A 24,151-nucleotide genomic window follows, 5' to 3' on the forward strand; every position below is an offset into this window, starting at 1 on the left:
CTGCGCGCAGGCGGTAAGCTGCGCAAAACCCCGTGGGGAATACGGGGGCAAGGCAAGAGGAGTGGGGTGATGAGGCTGATAATCCGGGTCATTGCGGCGCTGGTGGTGGCGCTGGTGCTGCTGCTGGCTGGGTTGTTACTGCTGCCGGGGGAGAAGCTGGCCCAGCTGGCGGCAACCCAGATCGAAAAGCAGACCGGCCGCACGGTCACCTTTGGCGGGCGCGTGGGATATACGCTCTGGCCGACGCTGGGAGTGAAGGCAGACCGTGTGGCGCTGTCAAACGCGCCATGGGCTGGGCCTGAGCCGATGCTGACGGCGGAACGGCTGACCATTGGGGTTGCGGCGGCGGATCTCCTGCGCGGTCAGGTCAGGATCACCGAATTGTCGGCTGTCCTGCCGCAGCTGAACCTCAGCACCCGCGCGGATGGCACCGGCAACTGGGTGCTTGAGCCACTCGCATCCGGCGCGGCGGAGACCCCGGCGGCCCCCTCCGGCACGATGGAGAGCCTGCCGATCAGCATCGAGGCGCTGACCCTCACCGGCGCCAGCCTGCGCTACGCTCCCCATGGCGAAACCCCGATTGAGATGAAACAGGTCGACCTGGCGCTGCAATGGCCTGATCCCACGGGCACCGTGATTGCCGATGTGACGCTGCGCCCGGCCGGGGCGCCGGTGCAGGTCGCCGCCGAAATCGGCACGTTCGAGGCCTTCCTCGCGGGTCAGGTCGCCTCGGTCGGGGCGTCGCTTAGCGCTGACGATACGGAGCTGCGCTTTGACGGGCGGGCGGATATCAATGGCGCCGCCACCGGGCGGGTGACCGGCAAGAGCACCGATCTGGCGCGCAGCCTTGCGGTGCTTGGTGCGGCAGAGGGGATCGAGACCCCGGCGGTGGACAGCTGGCTCATCGGGTCTGATCTCACCTATACCCCCGACGGGCGGCTGGCGCTGCGGGATCTGACGCTGGAGGCGGATGCCAACAGGCTGCGCGGAGCTGCCGACGTGGTGCTGGGCGATGTGCCGATGGTGACGGCGCGGCTCAGCGGGGATCAGCTGGATCTGTCGGCGCTGCTGCCCTCGGGAGAGGCCGATCTGCCGGCCGCCGCCGCTGCGGGCAATGGTGACGATCCGGTCAGCGATGGCTGGTCGCGCACGCCGATGGACTTCAGCTGGCTCGCCGCGCTCAATGCCGCGATTTCGCTGGAGGTGCAGGGGGTGGAGACCGGATCTGTCCGCCTCGGGCCCAGCTCGCTGGACCTGACCCTTGACCGGTCGCGTGCGGTTCTGAAATTCCAGCCCGCCACGGTCTTTGACGGTCAGTTGCAGGGGCAGCTGGTGGTCAACAACCGCAACGGGCTGTCGGTCGGCGGTAAGCTGGGCTTTCAGGATATCCGGCTGGAACAGGCGCTGGGGCAGACCATGGGCTATGACCGCCTCAATGGTGAGGCGCTGGGCGAGCTGGAATATCTGGGGGTCGGCAATTCGGTGGCAGAGATTATGTCCTCGCTCAGCGGCAAAGGTTGGCTGGAGGTCGGCAAGGGGTTCTTTACCGGCTTCGATCTGGAAGAGCTGATGCGCAGCGGCAGCGGCAATGGCGGCAGCACCCTCTTTGACCGGCTGACCGCCAGCTATACGATCGAGGGCGGCAATCTGCTCAATCAGGATCTGCTGTTGAGCCTGCGCGGGTTGCGCGCCGAAGGAGAAGGCCGCATCGGGCTGGGGGCTCAGGATCTGGACTACCTGTTCACCCCGAGCCTGCAACGCGGCGACGGCAGCACCCGTCTGTCGATCCCCGTTGCGATCACCGGACCCTGGAGCGATCCCAAGATTCGGCCGGATCTGAAACGCGCGCTGGAGCCGGAAATCGACGCGGTGGAACAACAGGCCAAGGATCGCCTGCGCCAAAAGCTGGCCGAAGAGCTGGATACCGAGATCGCGCCGGAGCAGGACATCAATGAGGCCATCCGCGACCGGATCGAGAAAGAGGCCAAGGATCAGCTGTTGCGGCTTCTGGGCGGCGATTGATCCAGCCGCCAGATTCGAGTGGCCAGATCCCACAGTGCCGACAAAATAAAAACGCCCGCCAATGGCGGGCGTTTTTATCTCAGCTGCCGGAATGATCAAAAGGTCTGATCGTAGTCCCCGACCAGCGGTTCGGTGCGGATGACCGCGTCAATCTCGGCAAAGATCTGGCGCAACTCGGCCTCGCTCTCGCTGCTTTCGCAGACCACAACGAGGTTCGGCGTATTGGAGGATGCCCGCACCAGCCCCCAGGAGCCGTTATCCAGGATCACACGCGCACCGTTCACGGTGACGACTTCCTTGATGGGGCGGTCTGCCAGCGTCTCGCCCGCCTCGGCCTTGGCGACCAGTTTCTCCACCAGCCGCTCCAGCACGGTATATTTCTCGGTATCGGCACAATAGGGCGACATGGTCGGCGTCGCCCAGGTCTTGGGCAGTGCTTTCCTCAGGTCTGACATGCTCTTGTCGGGGTTGCGATCCATCAGCTTGCAGATCTCGACCGCGACCCGCATGCCGCAGTCATAGCCCCGGCCCACAGGTTCGGCGAGGAAGTAGTGGCCGGATTTTTCGAACCCTGCCAGCGCGCCGATCTCCTTCACCCGGCGTTTCATGTGGCTGTGACCGGTTTTCCAGTAGTCCGCGGTCACGCCATTGGCCTTCAGCTCGGGGTCGGAGGCAAACAGCCCGGTGGATTTCACATCCGCGACAAAGGTCGCATTCGGGTAAATCTTGCTCAGATCCCGCGCCATGATGACGCCGACCTTATCGGCAAAGATCTCCTCGCCCTCATCATCCACCACGCCGCAGCGATCGCCGTCGCCATCAAAGCCAAGCGCCATGTCAGCGCCCGAGGCTTTTACGCTGGCGGACATGTCGTGCAGCATTTCCATCGCTTCAGGATTGGGATTGTAGTTCGGAAAGCTGTAATCCAGCCTGTTATGGCTATCGACCACCTCAACGCCCATGCGCTCAAACAGCTCCGGCGCAAAGGCCGAGGCGGTGCCGTTGCCGGTGGCGCAGACCACCTTCAGCGGGCGAGACATTTTGAAATCCCCGACCAGATCGTCCAGATAGGCCTCTTTTACGCCATCCACAAACTGATAGGAGCCGCCGGGACGGGCCACGCCCTCACCATTCAGGACGATATCGCGCAGCTCACCCATTTCGTCCGGGCCGTGGGTCAGCGGGCGTTCAAAGCCCATCTTGACCCCGGTCCAGCCGTTCGGGTTGTGGCTGGCGGTGACCATGGCCACGGCAGGCACATCCAGATGGAACTGCGCGAAATACGCCATCGGCGACAGCGCCGGGCCGATATCGCGTACCTCGATGCCAGCCTGCATCAGGCCGATGATCAGCGCCTGTTTGATGGCGACGGAATAGTCGCGATAGTCATTGGCCACGGCGATCACCGGCGGGATGCCGCGCTTGTGCATCTGCGTGCCCAGTCCCAGCCCCAGCGCAGTCATGCCGGGCAGGTTGATTTCCTCGGGGTATTTCCAGCGCGCGTCATATTCGCGAAAACCGGTGGGCGTGATCATCGGATCGCGCAGAAAGCTCCAGGTGTTTGGGCGCACCTCGGGGATGGGTTTGGTCATGTCACTCGGCTCTCTTGTCAATCAGATGCGGATGGGATCGGCCTTGGCCAGGGCATCAAAACGCATCAGCGTCTCGATCAGCTTCGGCATCTGGTCGAGGTAGATCATGTTGGGCCCATCGCTGGGCGCGTTATCCGGGTCTTCGTGGGTTTCGATGAACACCGCCGCAATGCCAAGCGATACTGCCGCCCGCGCCATCAGCGGCGCAAATTCGCGCTGCCCACCGGTGGAGCCGCCCTTGCCACCGGGCTGCTGGACCGAATGGGTGGCGTCCATCACCACCGGGTAGCCGCCCTGCGCCATCTGCGGCAGCGAGCGCATGTCAGCCACCAGCGTGTTATAGCCAAAGGAGGTGCCGCGCTCGGTCAGAAGGATGTTCTCATTGCCGGTGCTTTCCACCTTGGCGACGACATTGGCCATATCCCAGGGCGCCAGAAACTGGCCCTTCTTGATGTTCACGGCCTTGCCGGTCCTGCCTGCGGCCAGCAGCATGTCGGTCTGGCGGCACAGAAACGCCGGGATTTGCAGGATATCCACGGCCTCAGCCGCCACCGCGCATTGCGCCTCGGTGTGGACATCGGTCAGCACCGGCACATCAAATTCGCGGGCGATGGTCTGAAGCACCTTCAGCCCCTCATCGACGCCCAGCCCGCGTTTGCCGGAGAGCGAGGTCCGGTTGGCCTTGTCGTAGGACGCCTTGAACACATATTGCGCGCCGTATCTGGCGCAGGCCTCTTTCATCTGGCCCGCGATCATGCGGGCATGATCGAGGCTTTCCAGCTGGCAGGGTCCTGCAATCAGGGTCAGCGGGCGGTCATTGCCGATGCTGAGATCGGCGACGGAAATATTTTTCATGGCGTTATGACGAAACCTGTTCTCGGAGGATGGACGCAGTAAGCGAGCACATCAGGTAGATACCGGAAAAGATCAGGAATGCCAAAATCGTATTTTCAAATCGGCGGGGATAGGTCGCTTCCTCGCTGGGCACGGGTTCTACCGCCGTGGTGAGATAGCGCACCTGGCGGTTTGCCTCCATGCGGGTCTGTTCAACCTGTTGCAGCGCCGATTGCAGCATCAGATCGCGGGTCGCCAGATCAGCCTGCGCCATCTGGATCTGCACCGTCAGGCTGGCAAGCGAGTTTTCGCCGGCCGAGGCGTCAATCATGCGATCGTTTAGCCGCTGGATCAGGCTGTTCAGCCGCGCGATATCGGCGCGCGCGCCATCCACCTTGGCCTGATTTGGGCGGGTATTGTCCAGCAGGGCCGCCAGCTCCAGCTCCTTTTCCTGGCGCTGAAGTTCAAAGGTGCTGATCTGCGAACGCAGCGACATGATCACGCCTTCGGGGTCCAGCACGGTGCCGCGCTGTTGCAGCCGCACCAGTGTTTCCTGGGCATTGCGGCGTTTTTCTTCGGCCATCTCCAGCGCGGTTTCGGCATCCCCCACCTGATCGGAGCGTTTTTGCACCGACAGCTGGTTCACCTTTTCCTGCGCATAGCTGATCAGCTTGCGCGAAAACTCCGCCGAGATCTGCGGATCCGCTGCGGTGACTTCCATGCGGACCACACCCTCGGTCGGGTCGTAACCGATCTTCACGTGGCGCGAATAGGTCTTATAGGCTTCCTCATTGGTGGGGTTGTCGTTCAGCCGTTGAATCGGATCAATCCACTCTTGGGTGAAATGCGACTTGAATCCGATCTCGCGGTCCAGCCGCAGCATCGCCTCCTTCGATTGCAGATAGCTCTGGACCGCGATCGAATCCTGGCTGGTGGCAAACTGGGTGCCGCTGAGCAACCCGCCAAGCCCGCCACCACTGCCTGCGCTGTCAGCCTTGAGCACGAGGAACTCGGATTTCGCGGCATACATCGGCGTTGCGACGCTGTAGAAATAATATCCCGCAAGAAGCGTGGGCAGCATGACGAAAAACGCCAGACGCGCGCCCAGCAGAAGCAACCTGCGGCGACGGCGGCGCGCAATATCGCGCTGAATTTGCTTGATTTCCCGGTTGCGCCGCTCCGCAGGGCTCAGCTCTTGGGCGGGCAGGGATATCTTGTCGACGGGGACTGTCTGCGGCAGTTGCACGCCGCCCGGGGCAGGCGGGCTGCCCGTCGGCTGGGCCTTGTTGGGCTGGACCACAAGCTCCAGCATATTGGCGCGCTGGAACGGATCGATGCCCTTTAGTCGCAGCTGGCGGACCGCGTCGAAATCAGAGGTGGCGGCCAGGTTGTTCTTCTGGGCGATGCGGCGCGCCAGTCGCAATTGACGGCCGGTCAGCCCTTCCTTGCGGATGTCATCCAGATTGGTGGACGGCTTGCCGGGCTTCGCGTTGCCGGATTGCGCGGCGGCAGGTTCCTTGATGATGACAGGCTCATCTGCGGCTGTCGGTTTGACCGTAGCGCTATCCGCTGCAGCACTCGCCGCACTCGCCGCGCTTGCTGCACTCGCAGACAGGGCGCCAGCGCCAGCCTGAGCGGCGCCCGGTGGTGGCACGGGGCGCGCGGCGGCAGGCTGCGCTGCCGTGGTGCCGCTCCGGCGGACGCGGAATTTACTCGCCTTGGGTTTGGTAGTCATAGAGCTGTTTCGCTTCTTCCAAGGTTTCAAACATATGCAACTGGCCATCAACCAGAACAGCCGCAGAGCGGACGAATTTCTCCAGCGTCTTGGGCTGGTGCGACACCATGATGATGGTGGTGGTTTCCAGCCGCTCCTGCAGGATGGCGCCGGCCTTCTTGTTGAACTCCACATCCGTGGTGCTGGGCATCCCCTCGTCGATGAGGAAGATATCAAAATCCAGCGCCAGCATCAGTGCAAAACTGAACCGCGCCCGCATCCCGGAGGAATAGGTGCCGACCGGTTGGTCGAAATATTCCCCCAGACCGCAGAGCCAGCGGCAGTAGGCCTCAACATAATCGGGATCCAGCCCATAGAGATTGGCGATATAGCGGGCATTGGCCATCGCCGAGAGGCGGTTGATAACGCCCCCCATGAAGCCAAGGGGGAAGGAAATCCGGCAGCCCCGGCGGATATCGCCCTCGTCGGGTTTTTCCAGCCCCGCCATCATATTGATCAATGTGGTCTTGCCGGTGCCATTCGGCGCCAGCACCCCCATGGATTTACCAAGTTCAACGCGAAAGGACACCCGGTCAAGGATCACCTTGCGCTGGGTGCCGGTCCAGAAGGACTTGCTCACGTTTTCAAACTCAAGCATCGCGGGTTCCGGTGCTGCTCTCGGCCCCGTTCGGGGTCTCTGATCCTCATCATGCGCCAGGCGGATCCCGGCGGCCTTATGACTGCACTAACAGATTTGTGTTAACGACATAGGCTGCTATTTGGACCATATTATGTCCAATTGTTACGGGTTTTGGCAACGCTCCCTTAACCAAGTGACGGGGCTTTGATCGGAAGATGGCGGTCGATGCCGGATGACAGAGGCCCTGGGCGCCGGTTAGGCGGGGCGAAAAACGGGGTCTGAGGCGTGGATGGCAGGGTCAGATATGACGACAATTGATCAGCTGCGACAGGAGATTCGCGCCTGCCGCCTTTGTGCTGCGCGTTTTGCCGCCACCAGCACCAGACACAGCCCGCGTCCGGTCGCCTGGTTCGACAGCGCCGCCCGCATCCTGATCGCAGGTCAGGCGCCCGGCGCGCGGGTCCATGACAGCGGCCGCCCCTTCACCGATCCTTCCGGAGATCGCCTGCGTGAGTGGCTGGGTCTGAGTGAGGCGCAATTCTACGACCAGTCGCTGGTGGCCATTGTGCCCATGGCCTTTTGTTTTCCGGGTTATTCGCCGAAGAAAGCCGACCTGCCGCCGCCTGCCATCTGTCGCAATACCTGGCACGACCGGGTGATGACCAGCCTGCCCAATATCGGCCTGCGTGTGCTGGTCGGGGCCTATGCCCACAGCTATCACCTGGGTGGCAAACAGCCGGTTCAGGCGCGGGTGGAGAGCTGGCGGGACCACGCGCCGCAGGACTTCCCCTTGCCACATCCGTCCTGGCGCAATACCGCATGGCTGAAACGCAATCCCTGGTTCGAGACCGATCTGCTGCCGGTCCTGCGCGCCCGGGTTCAGGAGCTGATAACATGACCGAAGCCACCCCTCTGGACACCAGCCATGCCGCGATGCTGGCCGCGCCGCAGGATGACGCGGCCCGCCTGCGGTTCTACGAACGGCTGGCCGATAGCGAGCTGTTCCTGATGCTGGCCCGCGAGGCAGAGGGCGACAGTATCGCGCCCGAGCTGTTCGAGACGGAGGAGGGCACCTTTGCGCTGGTTTTTGACCGTGAGGACCGGCTCGCGGAATTCGCCGGTCGCATCGTGCCCTATGCCGCGCTGTCGGGGCGGGTTGTGGTGCAGATGCTGGCAGGGCAGGGCGCAGGCGCAAACATCGGCCTTGGCGTTAACCTGGATGTGGCACCTTCGGCAATCCTGATCCCGGCCGAGGCGGTGGCCTGGCTGCATGAGACGCTCGGCCAGATGCCTGCCGAGGTTGACGCCGAAATCGAGGCGATCACCGCCCCCGGAGGCCTGCCGGAAGTGCTGATCACCGCGCTGGACACCAAACTGGCCACCGCCGTTGGGCTGGCTCAGGCCGCCTATCTGGTCGGGCTGAACTATCGCGGCGGCGGGCAGGGGCATCTGCTGGGCTTTGTCGATGCCAGGGATGCCGCGCAGCCCGCGCTGGCCAAGGCGGTCGGAGAGGCGCTGACCTTCTCCGGGGTTGAGGCGGGTGCGCTGGATGTGGGTTTTTTTGCCAGCAGTGATGCGATGGCGGCGCGGCTGGCGCAGGTGGGACTGCGGTTCGATCTGCCGCAACCGGCAGAACCGAAACTGCCCTCCGCCCCCGGACGGGATCCTGAAAATCCGCCCCGGCTCAGCTAGGGCGGCAGGTCTCAGACAGAAACATCGCGACGCCGTTAGGTATCTCGATGCCCAGTGTCTTTAGCCGTGGTGGCAGGCGGGGCCGACCCCGCCCGCGGTCAGCTGTCGGCTTCTGCCGGCTCCAGTTTGTCCTGCGTCTTGGTGTCGAAATCCGACGCATCATGGCGTTCGCGCAGCTGGGTGTGCAGCTCGCCAAAGGCACGGTTCACCATGCGGCCACGGGACACGGCCGGACGCGCATCGATCTCCTTGGCCCAGCGGAGCACATGGGTATAGCTTTTCACATCCAGGAATTCAGCTGCCTCATAAAGTCGCCCGAGCACCAGCTGACCATACCAGGCCCAGATCGCCATATCGGCGATGGTGTAATCCTCACCGGCGATGAAACGGGTCTCGGCCAGCTGGCGGTCCAGCACATCCAGCTGACGCTTGGCCTCCATCGAGAAGCGATTGATCGGGTATTCGTATTTTTCCGGTGCATAGGCGTAGAAATGGCCAAAGCCGCCGCCGAGATACGGCGCGCTGCCCATCTGCCAGAACAGCCAGTTCATCACCTCGGCGCGCGCGGCCCCGGACTTTGGCAGGAAGGCATCGAATTTTTCCGCCAGATGCACCAGGATCGAGCCGGATTCAAACACCCGCACCGGCGTGTCGCCGCTGCGATCCATCAGCGCCGGGATCTTTGAATTGGGGTTCACCTCGACAAAGCCGGTCCCGAACTGGTCGCCTTCGCCGATATTGATCAGCCAGGCGTCATATTCAGCCCCCTTGTGACCTGCGGCCAGCAGCTCCTCCAGCATCACCGTGACCTTCACCCCATTGGGCGTGGCCAGTGAATAAAGCTGATAGGGGTGTTTCCCGACCGGCAGCTCCTTGTCGTGGGTGGCACCGGCGATCGGGCGGTTGATCGAGGCAAAGCGGCCACCGCTCTCCTGGTCCCAGGTCCAGACTTTCGGTGGGGTATAGGTTGTGTCACTCATCTGTTGGCCTTGTTATGAAAGGGTTTTTGAATGGATCAGGTGATGGTGGCGCAGCGTCCCCCAGCAGGGGGGCCGCGCCGTATCCTGCAACAGATAATCAGGTCGCGCAAAATTCCAATGACTGGAAGGTCTGTGGCATACACTTTTTCTTGACCGGGGAGGGCTGCGGCCTGCCGGTTGTAACAAATCCCCGCGTCAGATCACGGCGGCTCCGCACTGGACACAGGGACGTGAGCCCCCCTTCGCATCGCCTGCGATCTCTGGCTAGTGTCTGAACAGCCCGGCCCGGATGGTCGGCGTTCCGCTTCTGTCGGGTCCGATGGCCCGCGCCTTTGAAAAGGATAGTCTATGAAACGCATTCTCTTTGCCGCCCTGGCCGCTGCCTCCTTTGGTCTGCCTGCCTTTGCCGGGGATCAATATGTCGACAACACCGGCTTTGCCGTTTCGGGCTACGATGTGGTGGCCTATCGTGATCTGGCGCAGAACCCTGTCGGCAACGCCCAGCCCGCAGCGGTGCCCGGCAATGCCGCCTTCACGGTTGAGCATAACGGCGCCACCTTCGCCTTCTCCAGCGCCGAGAACCGCGATAAATTTGCTGCCAACCCCGAGTATTACGCGCCGCAATATGATGGCCACTGTGCCTATGGCGTTTCCAAGGGCGGCAAGGTTCCGGGCAACCCGAACCTCTGGCGCATCGTGGATGACAAACTCTATCTCAACATCACCAAGAACGTCGTCGGCTTCTGGGAAGCGGATATTCCCGGCAACATCAACCTCGCCGAGGGCAACTGGCCCGATATTGAACCCGCCGATGCCTCCAAGAGCGTGATCCCCAATTTCACATCCTCGGCGCCGGAGAAAGGCTGATCTGATCTGATCGCCCGCCTGCGGGCGCGGGGGGAAGGGGCCTCGAACCGCTTCCCCCCCCAGCATGAAAACAGCGCCCCGGAGACATCCGGGGCGCTGTTTCACATCACACGACCTGCCGCTCAGACCCAAGGCCAGCTGGCAGGTGGTTTCAGGCGGTTCAGCGTTTGCGGTCGCGGCGCGCGCTCATCGGCTGGAAGGCCACGCCAACATGCGCTTCGCAATAGGGTTTGCCCTGCTGGACCGGCAGGCCACAGAACCAGAAATCTTCGGTCGCGGGGTCACCTACAGGCCATTTGCAGGTCCGCTCGGTCAGCTCCATCAGCGACAGCTTCTTGGCCTTCTTCTCGATCTCATTGACCTTGGCCAGCGCTTCTGGGCTGATCTCATTGGCCGAGGGCTGCGGCGGCAGTGGCTGTCCGGCCGGGATGATCTGACGGCGCGCAGGCGTTGCGCTCCGGGCGTCGCCGGTGGCCGCAGGCTCTGGCGTTACCGGGCGGGCCGGTTCGGTCTTGGGCTGCGGCTTGGGCTTGGCCGGAGCCGCAGCGGCGGCGGCTGGCGCTGGCTTTGGCGCGGCGGCGGGCTTTTCCTTGGGCTCGGCTGCCGGTTTGGCCGTACCGCTGTTGCGGTTGGACAGTCCCAGGCGATGCACCTTGCCAATCACGGCGTTGCGGGTCACGCCGCCGAGTTCCTTGGCGATCTGGCTTGCAGATTGCCCTTCGCCCCACATTTTCTTGAGCAGTTCGACGCGCTCGTCTGTCCAGGACATCTGTTGCCTTTCCAAGCTAAAAGCGGCCCCAGGAACCTGCGGCCGCCATCGAATTCCGTAACAAGCCCCTATTCTAATCACTGCGCCCCGAGTTACAAGAGCGTCTTGCGCTTGTCAGGGGTCTGCCGGGCCATCTGCGGCGACAAGCCTATCCATCAGGCTCGACGATCAGCCCCGGCAAAGGGCGCAGCACGGGTTGACGCGCGCCTGCGACCGGTTACGAAGGCCGTGACCACCCCCGAGGTCGCCGGACCGGTGGGGGATTGGCCCGCACAGAGTGAAAGAGGTCGGACATGGCACAGGATACACCGCAGACCCCGGCAGGGGCCGCAGCACAGGCAGAGTCACCTGTCTCACCGGGTATCGCCCTCGGAGAACGCCGGTTCGGGCGGGTGAACTGGCTTGGCCTGCGCACCCTGGCACGGCGCGAGATCACCCGGTTTCTCGTGGTCTGGTCCCAGACCCTGCTGGCGCCAATGGTCACTGCCGCGCTGTTCCTGATGATCTTCAACATTGCCATCGGGCCGGGGCGGGGCGATGTGATGGGCGTGCCCTTCATCGTATTTCTGGCCCCCGGCATCATGATGATGACGGTGATCCAAAACGCCTTTGCCAATACCTCCTCCTCCATCGTGATCACCAAGGTGCAGGGCAATATCGTCGACACGCTGATGCCGCCGCTTTCCGGGGTTGAAATCCTGCTGGGCTATCTGGCCGGCGCGGTCGCGCGGGGCGTTCTGGTGGCCCTCGGCATCGGCACCGGCCTCATGCTGGTGCTTGGCGTGGTGCCGGAACACCCTTTGGTGGCGCTGCTCTTTGTGGTGCTGGGCGCGGTATTCCTCGGTGGGCTTGGCATTGTTGCCGGTGTCTTCGCCGAGAAGTTCGACCAGATGGCAGCGATCACCAATTTCATCGTGACGCCGCTCGCCTTTCTCTCCGGCACGTTCTACTCGGTGCAGTCGCTGCCACCAGTGCTGCGGCTGCTGTCGCATCTCAATCCGGTGTTCTACCTGATCGACGGCGTGCGATTCGGCGTGATCGGCACCTCCGACAGTTCGCCGGTGCTCGGGCTTGTGGTCTGTAGCCTCGCAAGCCTCGCCATCGGCACATTGGCCTGGCTGATGCTGCGCAGCGGTTACCGGCTGAAATCCTGATCCGCCTGCGCGCCCGGATCCACGTGCAGGGTCGGGGGGCGCTGTCGTCCCTCGCGCCAGGCCAGTAGCGCCGCGCCCGCCAGAATGATCACCGCCCCCAGCACGGTGACCGCATCCGGGACCACCGCAAACACCGCAAGATCATAGAGCGTGGCAAAGATCAGCGTCGCATAGCTGAAAGGCGCCACAAATGACGCATCCGCCCGCGCGATCCCGTTGATGAAACAGCCCTGAGCGCAGGCCATCATACAGCCGAGCGCCGCCATCAGCGCCCATTGCTCTGCCGAGGGAGGCTGCCAGACCGCGACCACCGCGCTACAGGCAATCACCGTGCCCAGAAGATTGTTGACCCACAGGATCTGCAACGGCCGCTCGCGCCCGGCCAGCCGCTTGATAAAGATCAGCTCCAGCCCCATCACCGCAGCCGCCGCCAGCGCCAGCAGGCTGGCGGGCTGAAAACTCGCCGGGGTCGGGCGCAGCAGGATCATCGCGCCCACTAGCGCAATCGCCGCCGCCGCCCATCGCCAGGGACCAACCCGCTCTCCCAGCAGCGGAATCGCCAGCAGCATCGCAAAGACCGGGTTCAAAAAGGTGATCGCGGTGGCATCCGCCAGCGGGATATAGGCCACCGAGGCAAACATCAGCGTCACCCCCATCCAGCCAAAGCTGGTGCGCCCGAGATGCAGCCCCCAATGCGGGCGGGTGAACCGGGGTCGCCGCAGCGCGACCACGGTCGTGATCGCCAGAAACGCAAAGGCAAAGCGCCCGAAACTGATCTGAAGCGGATGCAGCGGCATACCCGATGCCTCGGTCCCCAAAGCCTTTGCGATCAGGGTGGTGCCTGCGATGAAAACTGTGGCCACCAGGATGAAGACGGCGGCAAGAGCGGGATTGGGCGATATGGTCCGGTGCATGGGCCAGCGATGCGCCAGCGGTGCCGCCTTGGCAAGCCAAAACGGTTTGCTCAGCGTCGAAACGGTGCCGCCTCCAGCGCATCGCGGGCCTGGCGCAGGCTGGTCAGGAACCGCTCTGCCCGCTGGATACGGGGCTCGACCTCGGCATGGGTCGGCTGGACCGCTGGCGGCGCGCATAACACCGGCAAAGCGGCCGGCCCCGAGCAAGAGCGCCGACTGTGGCACCCCGGGGTGCCGCTTTGTCGCATATGGCGGCACAAATGGTCTTTTCTTTTGTCAAAACCTCCGTTATGGACGCGGTCATGATCACCGCTGCACATATCTCCCTGCTGCGACGCCGACGCCAAAGCGCGTAACCGGCCCCGATCCCGCGTGCCTGATCAAAGCTCATCGGCATGCCTCAAGACCTCAAGAATCACGCCCAAAATCGTTGACCCTGCGGCCCGGCTGCGTCACTGCTTGGCCCATCATGCCCAAAAGGAAGATCCAGATGATCCCCTCCGTTCTGCCAACCTATAATCGCGCGCCGCTCAGCTTTGTGAAGGGCGAGGGCGCCTGGCTGATCGAGGCTGACGGGCGACGTTTTCTGGACCTCGCCGCCGGCATTGCGGTCAATGCGCTGGGCCACGCCCATCCGGCTCTGGTCAAGGCGCTGACGGAACAGGCCGAAAACCTCTGGCATGTCTCCAACCTCTACCACATCCCGCAGCAGCAGGCGCTGGCCGACCGGCTGGTGGAGCACAGCTTTGCCGACACCGTGTTCTTCACCAACTCCGGCACCGAGGCCTGCGAACTCGCCGTGAAAATGGCGCGCAAGTATTTCTATGAAAACGATCAGCCCGAGCGGGTGGAGATCATCACCTTCTCCGGTGCCTTCCATGGCCGCTCCGCCGCAGGCATCTCAGCCGCGGGCTCTGAAAAAATGACCAAGGGCTTCGGCCCGATGCTGCCCGGCTTTGTCCATCTTACCTTCGGCGATCTCGATGCGGTCACCGATGCCATCAGCGACAAGACCGCCGCGATCCTGATCGAACCGGTGCAGGGCGAGGGCGGCATCCGCCCGGTGCCGGATGCAGAGCTGAAGGCGCTGCGTCAGATCTGTGACGATCACGGCCTGCTGCTGATCCTCGACGAGGTGCAATGCGGTGTGGGTCGTACCGGCAAGCTGTTTGCCCATGAATGGGCAGGCATCACCCCCGACATCATGATGGTGGCCAAGGGCATCGGCGGCGGTTTCCCGCTGGGCGCAGTGCTTGCCACGGAGGAGGCTGCGAGCGGCATGACCGCAGGCACCCATGGCTCCACCTATGGCGGCAACCCGCTGGGCTGTGCGGTGGGCTGCGCGGTGATGGATCACGTCTCCGACCCTGCCTTTCTGGCCGAGGTCAACCGCAAGGCAGGCCTCCTGCGTCAGAAACTCGAAGGGCTGGTGGCCGCCCATCCCGAGGTCTTCGAGGAGGTGCGCGGCACCGGCCTGATGCTGGGGCTGAAATGCGTGGCGGCCAATATCGACGTGGTCAATGCCGGCTATGCGGCCGAGGTGGTCACGGTTCCGGCCGCCGACAATGTGATCCGCCTGCTGCCGCCGCTGACCCTCACCGATGAGGACATTGGAGAGGCCTTCGCCCGTCTCGATCAGGCCGCCACCGCGCTGACCGCCAGCGCCGAGGCCTAGCCGTCATCTTTCCCGAAATACTCCGGGGGTGCGGGGGCTGGCCCCCGCCTTGACCGGCCCAGGGATGCGGTGCCGCCGCCTCCAAAGACAACCGAAAGCGATATCCGACATGAACCACTTTCTCGACATTCACAAAACCGATGCCGCCGATCTGCGCGGGATCATCGACCAGGCCCGGATCACCAAGGATGCCCGCCAGGGCCGCCCGAAGGCCGCCCTTGACGATGAACTGCCGCTGAAGGACCGGATGGTTGCGCTGATCTTCGAAAAACCCTCGACCCGGACCCGCGTCTCATTTGATGTGGGCGTGCGGCAGATGGGCGGGCAGACCATGGTGCTGTCGGGCAGCGACATGCAGCTCGGCCACGGCGAAACCATCGCCGACACCGCCCGCGTGCTCAGCCGCTATGTCGATATGATCATGATCCGCACCTTTGATGAAACCGTGCTGACCGAAATGGCCGAATATGCCTCGGTGCCGGTGATCAACGGGCTGACCGACCGCACCCACCCCTGCCAGATCATGGCCGATGTGCTGACCTATGAGGAGCATCGCGGCCCCATCAAGGGCAAGAAAGTCGTCTGGTGCGGCGATGGCAACAATGTCTGCGCCTCCTTCCTGCATGCCGCCGCACAATTCGGCTTTGATTTCACCTTCACCGGTCCGGCCCAGCTCGACCCGGAGCCTGAGTTCATCGGCCTCGCCCGCAACGCAGGCTCGCAGGTCATCATCGAGCGCGACGCCCAGAAAGCGGTCGAGGGCGCCGATCTGGTGGTGGCCGACACCTGGGTCTCGATGCACGACAGCCAGTCGTCCAAGGAGCGCCGCCACAATATGCTGCGCAGCTATCAGGTGAACGATGCGCTGATGGCCCATGCCAAACCCGATGCGCTGTTCATGCACTGCCTGCCGGCCCACCGCGAAGAGGAAGTCACCTCCGCCGTGATGGATGGCCCGCAATCGGTGATTTTTGACGAGGCTGAAAACCGCCTGCACGCACAAAAGGCGATCATGCGCTATTGCCTCGGGGCCTGAACCACTCGCCTCAGCCTGCGAATAGGCCAACAAAAAACCGCCGCATCCGGCCAGGATGCGGCGGTTTTTCCATTTCAGGCTGGGGCTTCGGGCCGGGGCTTCGGGCCGCGACTTTGGCCCGAGGCCGGGATCACATGGTGATCGCGGTCAGCGCCAGGAACACGCAGCCCGACAGCAGTGCTGCGGCGGGCACGGTGATCACCCATGCGGCAGCAATGGTCATGAAATGGCTGCGGCGCACCAGTTTGCGGCGACGGCGCTCTTCCGGTGCAATCCGCTTGGTTTCGGGTTGGGTGGCGGAGCTGTTGCGCAGGCGGCGCTCCATATGCCATTCCCGGAAGAAACCGACGCCAAACACAGCCCCCACCGCAATGTGGGTGGAGGAGACCGGCAGGCCCAGCCAGCTGGCCACGATCACGGTGATCGCGGCCGACAGCGATACGCAATAGGCGCGCATCGGATTGAGCTTGGTGATCTGGCTGCCGACCATGCGGATCAGCTTGGGACCAAAGAGGAACAGGCCAAAGGAGATGCCAAAGGCCCCGATCACCATGACCCAGGTCGGAATCGCCACTTTAGAGGCGATATCGCCAAATTCCGTTGTGTGCACGATCGCCGCCAGCGGACCCACCGCATTGGCCACATCATTGGCGCCATGAGCAAACGACAGAAGTGCAGCCGAGATCACCAGCGGGATCGAAAACAGCACCTTCAGCGATTTGTTGCGGTTCTCCATCCCCTCCGACTGGCGCTTGATCAGCGGTGCGGTGATCACATAGCTCATCGCGCCGACAGCGGCCCCGATCAGCAGCGCAATCTCCAGGTCGATCTTGATGATCTTCTTCAGCCCCTTCAGCGCCAGATAAGAGGCAAAGGCCCCCGCCATGATGCCCACCAGTACCGGAACCCAGCGCCGTGCAGCGGCGATCTTGTCGTCCTGATAGATGATCTTGGCCTTGATAAAGGCGAGGAACCCGGCCGCAATCAGCCCGCCCAGCACTGGTGAGATCACCCAGCTGGCAGCGATTTTGCTCATCGTAGGCCAGTTCACGGCGCCGAACCCGGCTGCTGCGATACCAGCGCCCATGACGCCGCCCACAACCGAATGTGTGGTCGAGACAGGCGCGCCGATCCATGTCGCAAGGTTCACCCAGAGCGCCGAGGAAATCAGCGCCGCCATCATGGCCCAGATGAACACATCGGCGCTGGCAACACTTGCCGGATCAATGATGCCCTTGGAGATGGTGGAGACCACATCGCCGCCTGCCAGCAGCGCACCGGCGCTTTCGGCGAGGGCGGCAATCACGATGGCGCCGCCCATGGTCAGCGCGTTGGCGCCCACCGCCGGGCCCATGTTGTTGGCCACATCATTGGCACCGATGTTCAGCGCCATATAAGCCCCGAAGGCCGCCGCCGCGATCACCACAAAGCTGGAGGGCGTGGAGCCGAGGAACACCGCCGCGCCAACGCCGGCCAGCGCGATAAAGACCAGCGCGATGCCGGGGGCCACCAGCGGGCGCGACACATAGGATGTCGCCAGTTCAAGTTGAGAAATCCGGTTAAGATCCCGGTCCAGTGTCTTCCACTGCGGTCGCTGCGGTGCGTCGCTCATTGTATCGATCCCGATTCAAAAGTTGCGCACGCGCCTAGCGTCCCCTCTGCAGTCATGCAAGGGGTTTGTCATATTTCCATCACGGAACTGTTACAATTGACGCAGTAATTCGCTCAATTCAGGCTCGGCCACCAGATCCGCAGCGGCGGCCGGCGACATCCATTTGCGGGTCCGCTCGGATTGTTCGGGGTAATCCTTGGCCAGCTCAATGACCTCTGCCGCATAGACCAGCGTGTGCACGGTTTCCTTCGTGCCATTGTCCTGCAATTTCACATATTCGTAGGTGCCGACCGGCTCACCCTCGATCCGGGCCTCACGCACACCGGCCTCTTCCCAGGCCTCCTGCAGCGCGGATTGCGGGCCGTTCTTGCCCTTGATCGGCCAGCCTTTGGGGACGATCCAGCGACCGGTGCCCCGGCTGGTGATCATCAGCACTTCTCGGCCCTCGGCACCATCGCGATAGCACATGGCGGCGACTTGCAGCCGTTTGGGGCGGAAGAACATTGGCCGGAGGTACTCCTCCCAGGCACTGGACATCATATGCTTCATTGCTGCTCAGCTTTCTGCTGCCGGCGCTTGGATGCCCGGCACATTTTTGCTTTGGAACAATCTTGGCATGGTGGGGCCGGAATTCAAGAGGCCGAGATTGCGAAACGGCGGGTTTTTGCGCCAAAGAGGCGCAAAATTCCGTGAATTCGCGGGGAAATCACGCGTTCCGGCATCAGTTTTGGCTATTTCCGGGGTTTCGCGCGCAGGGTCGGATCCGCCTGCGTGGGGTCCTCGGGCCAGGGGTGTTTGGGGTATTGGGCGCGCATATCCTTGCGCACATCGGCATAAGTGCCGGACCAGAAACCGGGCAGATCGCGGGTGATCTGGATCGGCCGCTGCGCCGGTGACAGCAGCGAGACCTTCAGTGCCACGCCACCCACGGTAGGGTGGCGGGTGACGCCGAACATCTCTTGCAGGCGCACGGAGATCTCCGGGATCTCCTCGGCATAATCAATCGGCACCCGACGCCCCAGCGGCGTGGTGAAATGCGGCGGCGCCAGCTGGTCCAGCCTCTGCGTCTGCTCCCAGCTGAGCGCCGCGCGCAGCGCAGGCAGCAGGTCAAAGCGTTTCCAGTCCTCGGCGCTGCGCACCCCGTCCAGCATCGGCAGCAGCCAATCCTCCAGCGTCGCCAGCAAAGCCTCTTCGCTGAAATCCGGCAGATCCTCGCCATCGGCCTGCAACAATCGCACCCGCGCCACAAACCGCGCCGCCGCACCGCTGAGCCGCAGGCCCAGTTCGCGCACGCCGTCCAGCATCGCCGTCGCCACAGCCTCTGCCGGAACATCCTTCCAGATGTGATCCTCCAGCACGATGGCGCCCAGACACTGCTGACGACGCGCCACCACCCGGCGGTCGCGTTTGGACCAGGCGCAGGTCAGCTGCGGTTTGATCTGATCGGCAAATTCGGCGCGCAGCTCCGACAGGGTGATCGGTGCGGCCAGCCGCAGCCGCGCCTCACGCGGGTTGCCATCGCTGTCGAGTCCCACCAGAAACGGCGTCGCCGCCAGACTGTCCTCGGGCGGCAGCACCGCGCCCTTGCCACCGGACAGCACATAGCGCGGCGCATCGCCCTTGCGGCGCTGGCCGATCCGGTCGGGATAGGCGGTGGCGGCCATCACCGCAGCGCTTGCCGACGCAGAGGATGCCCCACCGCGCGCCTGCCGGGCCAGCCGCTTGGTCTCGCCCTTGATGCGTTCCAGCGTCGGGAGGTTCAGCTGATAGCTCCGGCGACGCTGAAACCCCTTGGCATCCCTCAGGGCCTCCAGCCGCAGCGCCAGATCCACCGGCGCGCCGCGCAACGGGTCGCGTTCCGCCAGCAGCGCCGCCAGCGGTGCCGCATCAGCGCCAAAGCGCGCCAGCATATGCCCCAGGCGCGGGTGCAGCGGCAGCCGGGCCAGCGCCTTGCCATGGGGGGTGATCCGCCGCTCGTCGTCCAGCGCCCCGAGCATCCGCAACAAGGCGCGCGCCTCCTGCAGGGCGCCATCTGGCGGTGGCGTCAGAAACGGGAGATCGCCCGGATCCGCCCCCCAGAGCGCCAGTTCCAGCGCCAGCGCGGTAAGGTCGGCGGCCTGAATCTCCGGCGGCGGAAACGCGGCCAGCGCGCCATCCTCGCCCTTGGTCCACAACCGATACCCAACACCAGCTGCAACACGGCCCGCACGGCCCTGCCGCTGGGTAGCCTCGGCACGGGTCACCCGTTCGGTCACCAGCCGCGACATGCCGGAACCGGGGTCGAACCGGCTGCGCCGCGCCAGCCCCATGTCCACCACCACGCGAATGTCCTGAATGGTGAGCGAGGTTTCCGCGATCGAGGTCGCGAGCACGATTTTGCGCACCACAGGATCCGGCTGGATCGCGGCGCGCTGCTCGGCAAAGGGGAGCGCGCCATATAGCGGACGCACCACGCAATCTCCCGGCAGCCGGGTCGCCAGCGCGGCAGCGGCCTTGCGGATCTCGCCCTCGCCGGGGAGGAACACCAGAATGCCGCCACCCTTGGCCTCGGACCCGCCTTTGCCGCCGGATCCGGGCGGGCGTGTCTCCGCCTCTGCGCGCAGCACCAGATCCACCAGCGCATCCAGCCGCCTCGGACCGCGTCCGCTGCGGCTGTCGGCGGGCAGGGGAGTGTCCAGCCAGCGGGTCTCTACCGGATAGCTGCGCCCCTCGGAGGTGATCAGCGGCGCCTCCATCAGTTCGGCGACGGGTGCGGCATCCAATGTGGCAGACATGGCCAGCAGGATCAGATCGTCGCGCAGCGCTCCGGCCACCTCCAGACAGAGCGACAGACCAAAATCGGCATTGAGCGACCGTTCGTGGAATTCGTCAAAGATCACCGCGCCGATACCGGGCAGATCAGGGTCCGATTGCAGCATCCGGGTCAGGATCCCCTCGGTCACCACTTCGATCCGGGTCTCGGCGCTGACTTTGGCCTCGCCGCGGATCCGGTAGCCGACGGTTGCGCCGACCGGCTGGCCCAGCGTGTCGGCCATACGTTCCGCCGCGGCCCGCGCTGCCAGCCTGCGCGGCTCCAGCATGATGATCCGCCCCTCGCAGAGCTGCTCTTCCAGCATCGCCAGCGGCACCCGCGTGGTCTTGCCGGCGCCCGGTGGCGCCTGCAACACGGCACGCGACTGGCGGCGCAGGGCAGCGATCAACTCGGGCAGGGCGTCATCAATGGGCAATCTGGTCATGCCGCCTTATCGCCAATGGCGCGGGCGTGGTCCAGCGCCGAGCGCAGCGGCTTTGTCCTCCTGCGACGGATGTTCACTGGACAAGCGCCGCCCGGCTGCGCCATCAATGCCCAAACCTAGGAGCGGGGAGAGGGCCACCATGGCAGCAGCAGGCAATTCCGGTGGAACAGGCGGCACAACGGCAGACCGCAGGGGTCCGCTGGATATCGACGATCTGGCCGCGCGGATCCTGAATGGCGAACGCCGCGCCCTGGCCCGAGCGATCACGCTGGTGGAAAGCGGGCGCGCCGACCACCGCGAGGCCACCACCCGCCTGCTGGACAGTCTGGCCCGCGAAAACCGTCAGGCCCTGCGCATCGGCCTGTCCGGCACGCCGGGGGTGGGGAAATCCACCTTCATCGAAAGCTTCGGCATGATGCTGATCGTGGCAGGCCTGCGGGTCGCGGTGCTGGCGGTTGATCCCAGCTCGACCCGTTCGGGCGGATCGATTCTGGGCGACAAGACCCGGATGGAACATCTCAGCCGCGAAAAAAACGCCTTTATCCGCCCCTCGCCAAGCCAGACCCATCTGGGCGGCGTTGGGCGCCGCTCGCGCGAAGCGGTGGCGCTGTGCGAGGCGGCGGGCTTTGACGTGGTGCTGATCGAAACCGTCGGGGTCGGGCAGTCAGAAACCGTGGTTTCGGAAATGTCCGATCTGTTTCTCTTGCTGCTGGCGCCGGCGGGGGGCGACGAATTGCAGGGCGTCAAACGCGGTATCATGGAAATGGCCGACATCATTCTGGTGAACAAGGCCGACGGCGATCTGAAACCGGCCGCCACCCGCACCTGCGCCGATTATGCCGGGGCGCTGCGCCTGCTGCGCAAACGTCCGCAGGATCCCGATGGCTTCCCCAAGGCGCTGATGGTCTCTGCCGCGACAAAGGACGGGCTAGAGACCGCATGGGACGACATGCAGGCGCTGGCCGACTGGCGTCGCGCCAATGGCCACTGGCAGCGCCGCCGCGCCGAACAGGCCCGCTACTGGTTTGGCGAGGATGTGCGTCAGGCGCTGCTGGCACGGCTGGAAACCCCCTGGGCGCGGAGCCGCATGGCTGAACTCTCTGAAGATGTGGCGGCAGGGCAGATCACGCCGGCGGCGGCGGCCCGGGATCTGCTGGCCGGGCTGGGCGTCGGTTGAGGTCTGCACCGGCTGCCGGGAGGGGATGCTGCGGCAGGCGCAGATGCTGTGATAAACGCTGGAGTCCGCGCCTCAGACAGGCTATGAGGGCGCAGACCTTGGGTGCTGAAACAGCCCGCTGGGAGGTTGTGCACGGGTTGTCCCATAAATCCGTTTCATATGGCTTGACCCTGCACGCGATTCCTCCTAAACGCATCCAACCAGTTTTCGGGCGCAGCCAATGGCCGCGCCCCTTGTAATTTGGTGCTCGATTCGAACAATGATCCACGGGCGCCCCAGATACGAAGGATGAACCTATGTCGCGCCGTTGCGAACTGACCGGAAAAGGCCCGATGACTGGCAACAATGTCAGCCACGCCAACAACAAAACCAAACGTCGCTTTCTGCCGAACCTGAACGACGTGACCCTCCAGTCCGAGACTCTGGGTCGTGGTATCAAGCTGCGCATCTCCGCGGCTGCTCTGCGCACCGTTGATCACCGTGGTGGTCTGGACGCATTCCTGGCCAAAGCCAAGGACGAAGAGCTGTCCACCGCAGCGCTGAAGGTCAAGAAAGAGATCGCCAAGGCACAAGCCGCCGAGGCCTGATCGCCAAACCCGGCCCGCAGCGGGCAGGGACAAGATTTCGAAACGCCGTGCATGACCCTCATGCGCGGCGTTTTCATATGTGCCACTGGCGTGCCTGCTGGCCTGTCTCGCCTGCTTTGCCTGCGTCCCTTTTTCGCCTTGCAGCGGCGCGGTCGCGGGCGCATATCTCGCGGCACAATGACCTTGCTGCGTTCATATCTGGCTCTGGCCCTGATCGCTTTGATGGCCGTCACCGGCGTCAGCGCGCAGGCGGGTATGCGCGATGCTACGGGGCAGATGGTGATCTGTACCGGCACCGGGCCGGTGATGGTCTATATCGACAGCGACGGCCAGCCGGTCTCGCCACCGATGGACTGCCCCGAATGCCTGACCTTCACCGCCGATCTTGCGCTGTCGCTGCCGCTTCCGGCGCAGAGCACCCTGCCGCGACAGCTGACGCGCGATCTGGGCGAATCCGCCGCGATCCTGCCCATGGTGCGGCTGGCGGCCTGGGCCCGTGGGCCACCGGAACTGGTGCCTCTGCGCGCGGTCTGAGCGCGCTCCACCAGACCCGAATTCCAAAGCCTACGTATCAAGGATCACGACCAATGACCTTCAAGACCACTTTTGCCGCCAGCGTCGCTGCCATCTGTTTTGCCGGTGCCGCCTTTGCCGCCGACATCACCGTGACAGACAGCTACGCCCGCGTCTCCTCCAAAGCCGCCAAGAGCGGCGCTGCCTTTATGATGATCGAAAACGCCTCCGACAGCGACGACCGCCTGATCGCAGCCAGCAGCGACGCCGCAAAGCTGGTGCAGCTGCACACCCATAAGGAAGGCGAAAACGGCGTCATGCAGATGCTCCACGTCGAGGAGGGCTTTGCCGTTGCTGCCGGTGCCACCCATATGCTGCAACGTGGCGGCGATCATGTGATGCTGATGGGGCTGACCAGACCGCTGGAGCATGGCGATACGGTCGATCTTACCCTCGTGTTCGAAAAGGCCGGTGAGGTCACCGTGACCGTGCCCGTCGATCTGGAGCGCAAGGCAGATCACGGTGCGATGAAACACTCGCATTGATCGCCCGTCTGATCTGAAACCACAGCCCTTTTTTGGCCAGCTCGCGCAGACCGCCGCTTGGGCTGGCCATTTTCTTTTTCTGCGGGCGCGTTACCATGGGCCTCTCCCCTCGCGCCAAATCGCGGCGCATCCAGCAAAGGCCGCATCCGTGACGCAGAACATTCTCTTTGTCTGTCTTGGCAATATCTGCCGCTCCCCCGCCGCCGAAGGCGTGTTTCGACTGCTCTGCCCGCAGGTCGGGACCGACAGCGCCGGCACCGCAGGCTACCATGTGGGCGCGCCGCCCTATGGCGCCATGCAGGCCGCAGCCGGGGCGCGGGGGATTGATCTGTCGGATCTGCGCGCGCGTCAGTTCACACCACAGGATTTCGCCCGCTTTGATCTGATCATCGCAATGGATGGCGACAATCTCGCCGATATCGAAGCGCTGCGCCCCGAGGGAGCCACGACGCCGGTCAGGCTGTTCACCGATTACGCCCCGGATCATGGCGCCGATCACGTGCCGGATCCCTATTACACCCGCGACTTTGACGGATGCCTCGATCTGATCGAAGCCGCCGCAGCCGGGCTGGCCAGAACATTGCGCTAAGGC

At 64.0% G+C, this 24,151-nt stretch carries 23 protein-coding genes; 12 read left to right on the forward strand and 11 right to left on the reverse strand.

The features are described from left to right. Positions 1–69 precede the first annotated feature (69 nt). Complete coding sequence (locus VWZ87_RS11795; protein WP_416535022.1) at positions 70–2,022, forward strand: AsmA family protein; 1,953 nt, start codon at positions 70–72, stop codon at positions 2,020–2,022. 95 nt (positions 2,023–2,117) lie between these two features. Here VWZ87_RS11795 and VWZ87_RS11800 read toward each other — a convergent pair whose 3' ends face one another. From VWZ87_RS11800 to VWZ87_RS11815, 4 genes are read right to left on the reverse strand one after another with little or no spacing between them, the layout of a single operon-like run. Beyond that, entirely contained in the window at positions 2,118–3,614 is a 1,497-nt protein-coding gene (locus tag VWZ87_RS11800) for a phosphomannomutase/phosphoglucomutase (RefSeq protein WP_340546185.1), read from the reverse strand. A gap of 21 nt (positions 3,615–3,635) precedes the next feature. Next, positions 3,636–4,469, reverse strand: a complete 834-nt coding sequence (kdsA, locus tag VWZ87_RS11805) for a 3-deoxy-8-phosphooctulonate synthase (protein WP_340546184.1) — start codon at positions 4,467–4,469, stop codon at positions 3,636–3,638. Between the two features lie 4 nt (positions 4,470–4,473). Continuing rightward, positions 4,474–6,183: a capsule biosynthesis protein gene (locus VWZ87_RS11810; protein WP_416535023.1), complete on the reverse strand. Its 1,710-nt coding sequence runs from the start codon at positions 6,181–6,183 to the stop codon at positions 4,474–4,476. Next, a complete protein-coding gene (locus tag VWZ87_RS11815; protein WP_340546182.1) occupies positions 6,158–6,820 on the reverse strand; it encodes an ABC transporter ATP-binding protein in 663 nt (220 codons plus the stop codon). The genes VWZ87_RS11810 and VWZ87_RS11815 overlap by 26 nt, the downstream gene beginning before the upstream one ends. 286 nt (positions 6,821–7,106) lie before the next feature. On the opposite strand from VWZ87_RS11815, the gene VWZ87_RS11820 reads away from it, so the two are divergent. Then, on the forward strand, positions 7,107–7,700 hold the full coding sequence (locus VWZ87_RS11820) for a uracil-DNA glycosylase family protein (RefSeq protein WP_340546181.1): 594 nt from the start codon (positions 7,107–7,109) through the stop codon (positions 7,698–7,700). Then, the gene (locus VWZ87_RS11825) at positions 7,697–8,494 is read left to right on the forward strand and encodes an SseB family protein (protein ID WP_416535024.1); all 798 of its coding nucleotides are present in this window, start codon (positions 7,697–7,699) and stop codon (positions 8,492–8,494) included. Before VWZ87_RS11820 ends, VWZ87_RS11825 begins: the two co-directional genes overlap by 4 nt. 98 nt (positions 8,495–8,592) lie before the next feature. On the opposite strand, the gene yghU is transcribed toward VWZ87_RS11825, so the two are convergent. Beyond that, positions 8,593–9,474, reverse strand: coding sequence for a glutathione-dependent disulfide-bond oxidoreductase (yghU, locus tag VWZ87_RS11830; RefSeq protein WP_416536977.1), 882 nt, complete (start codon positions 9,472–9,474; stop codon positions 8,593–8,595). Positions 9,475–9,822: 348 nt separating this feature from the next. On the opposite strand from yghU, the gene VWZ87_RS11835 reads away from it, so the two are divergent. After that, positions 9,823–10,341: a YHS domain-containing (seleno)protein gene (locus VWZ87_RS11835; RefSeq protein WP_416535026.1), complete on the forward strand. Its 519-nt coding sequence runs from the start codon at positions 9,823–9,825 to the stop codon at positions 10,339–10,341. 160 nt (positions 10,342–10,501) lie between these two features. Here VWZ87_RS11835 and VWZ87_RS11840 read toward each other — a convergent pair whose 3' ends face one another. Further along, positions 10,502–11,110 carry a GcrA family cell cycle regulator gene (locus VWZ87_RS11840; protein WP_340546177.1) on the reverse strand — a complete coding sequence of 203 codons (609 nt, stop codon included), beginning with the start codon at positions 11,108–11,110 and terminating at the stop codon, positions 10,502–10,504. 293 nt (positions 11,111–11,403) lie between these two features. Between VWZ87_RS11840 and VWZ87_RS11845 the strand changes: the two genes are divergently transcribed. Then, positions 11,404–12,264: an ABC transporter permease gene (locus tag VWZ87_RS11845; protein ID WP_416535027.1), complete on the forward strand. Its 861-nt coding sequence runs from the start codon at positions 11,404–11,406 to the stop codon at positions 12,262–12,264. On the opposite strand, the gene VWZ87_RS11850 is transcribed toward VWZ87_RS11845, so the two are convergent. Both VWZ87_RS11850 and VWZ87_RS11855 read right to left on the reverse strand, forming a co-directional pair. After that, entirely contained in the window at positions 12,246–13,178 is a 933-nt protein-coding gene (locus tag VWZ87_RS11850; RefSeq protein ID WP_416535028.1) for a DMT family transporter, read from the reverse strand. The genes VWZ87_RS11845 and VWZ87_RS11850 overlap by 19 nt on opposite strands. A 50-nt stretch (positions 13,179–13,228) precedes the next feature. Further along, a complete protein-coding gene (locus tag VWZ87_RS11855) occupies positions 13,229–13,366 on the reverse strand; it encodes a hypothetical protein (protein ID WP_416535029.1) in 138 nt (45 codons plus the stop codon). A 302-nt stretch (positions 13,367–13,668) separates the two neighbouring features. On the opposite strand from VWZ87_RS11855, the gene VWZ87_RS11860 reads away from it, so the two are divergent. Beyond that, complete coding sequence (locus VWZ87_RS11860) at positions 13,669–14,853, forward strand: aspartate aminotransferase family protein (protein WP_340546172.1); 1,185 nt, start codon at positions 13,669–13,671, stop codon at positions 14,851–14,853. A 109-nt stretch (positions 14,854–14,962) separates the two neighbouring features. Next, a complete protein-coding gene (gene argF, locus VWZ87_RS11865; protein ID WP_340546171.1) occupies positions 14,963–15,889 on the forward strand; it encodes an ornithine carbamoyltransferase in 927 nt (308 codons plus the stop codon). Between the two features lie 130 nt (positions 15,890–16,019). On the opposite strand, the gene VWZ87_RS11870 is transcribed toward argF, so the two are convergent. The 3 genes from VWZ87_RS11870 to hrpB form a co-directional block, all read right to left on the reverse strand. Next, complete coding sequence (locus VWZ87_RS11870; protein ID WP_416535030.1) at positions 16,020–17,501, reverse strand: inorganic phosphate transporter; 1,482 nt, start codon at positions 17,499–17,501, stop codon at positions 16,020–16,022. Positions 17,502–17,591: 90 nt separating this feature from the next. Beyond that, the gene (locus tag VWZ87_RS11875; protein WP_340546169.1) at positions 17,592–18,050 is read right to left on the reverse strand and encodes an NUDIX hydrolase; all 459 of its coding nucleotides are present in this window, start codon (positions 18,048–18,050) and stop codon (positions 17,592–17,594) included. 182 nt (positions 18,051–18,232) lie between these two features. After that, positions 18,233–20,737, reverse strand: coding sequence for an ATP-dependent helicase HrpB (hrpB, locus tag VWZ87_RS11880; RefSeq protein ID WP_416535031.1), 2,505 nt, complete (start codon positions 20,735–20,737; stop codon positions 18,233–18,235). A gap of 139 nt (positions 20,738–20,876) precedes the next feature. Here hrpB and meaB point away from each other — a divergent pair, with 139 nt between their 5' ends. The 5 genes from meaB (at position 20,877) to VWZ87_RS11905 (ending at position 24,148) form a co-directional block, all read left to right on the forward strand. Then, complete coding sequence (meaB, locus tag VWZ87_RS11885) at positions 20,877–21,914, forward strand: methylmalonyl Co-A mutase-associated GTPase MeaB (protein ID WP_416535032.1); 1,038 nt, start codon at positions 20,877–20,879, stop codon at positions 21,912–21,914. A 296-nt stretch (positions 21,915–22,210) separates the two neighbouring features. Next, complete coding sequence (gene rpmB, locus VWZ87_RS11890; protein ID WP_260088093.1) at positions 22,211–22,501, forward strand: 50S ribosomal protein L28; 291 nt, start codon at positions 22,211–22,213, stop codon at positions 22,499–22,501. Positions 22,502–22,678: 177 nt separating this feature from the next. After that, a complete protein-coding gene (locus tag VWZ87_RS11895) occupies positions 22,679–23,035 on the forward strand; it encodes a DUF2946 family protein (RefSeq protein WP_340546167.1) in 357 nt (118 codons plus the stop codon). 53 nt (positions 23,036–23,088) lie between these two features. Then, positions 23,089–23,559: a copper chaperone PCu(A)C gene (locus tag VWZ87_RS11900; RefSeq protein WP_416535033.1), complete on the forward strand. Its 471-nt coding sequence runs from the start codon at positions 23,089–23,091 to the stop codon at positions 23,557–23,559. Positions 23,560–23,707: 148 nt separating this feature from the next. After that, a complete protein-coding gene (locus VWZ87_RS11905; RefSeq protein ID WP_416535034.1) occupies positions 23,708–24,148 on the forward strand; it encodes a low molecular weight protein-tyrosine-phosphatase in 441 nt (146 codons plus the stop codon). Positions 24,149–24,151 lie beyond the last annotated feature (3 nt).

Source organism: Phaeobacter sp. JH20_37, from assembly GCF_048056015.1.
Classification (GTDB): domain Bacteria; phylum Pseudomonadota; class Alphaproteobacteria; order Rhodobacterales; family Rhodobacteraceae; genus Phaeobacter; species Phaeobacter bryozoorum.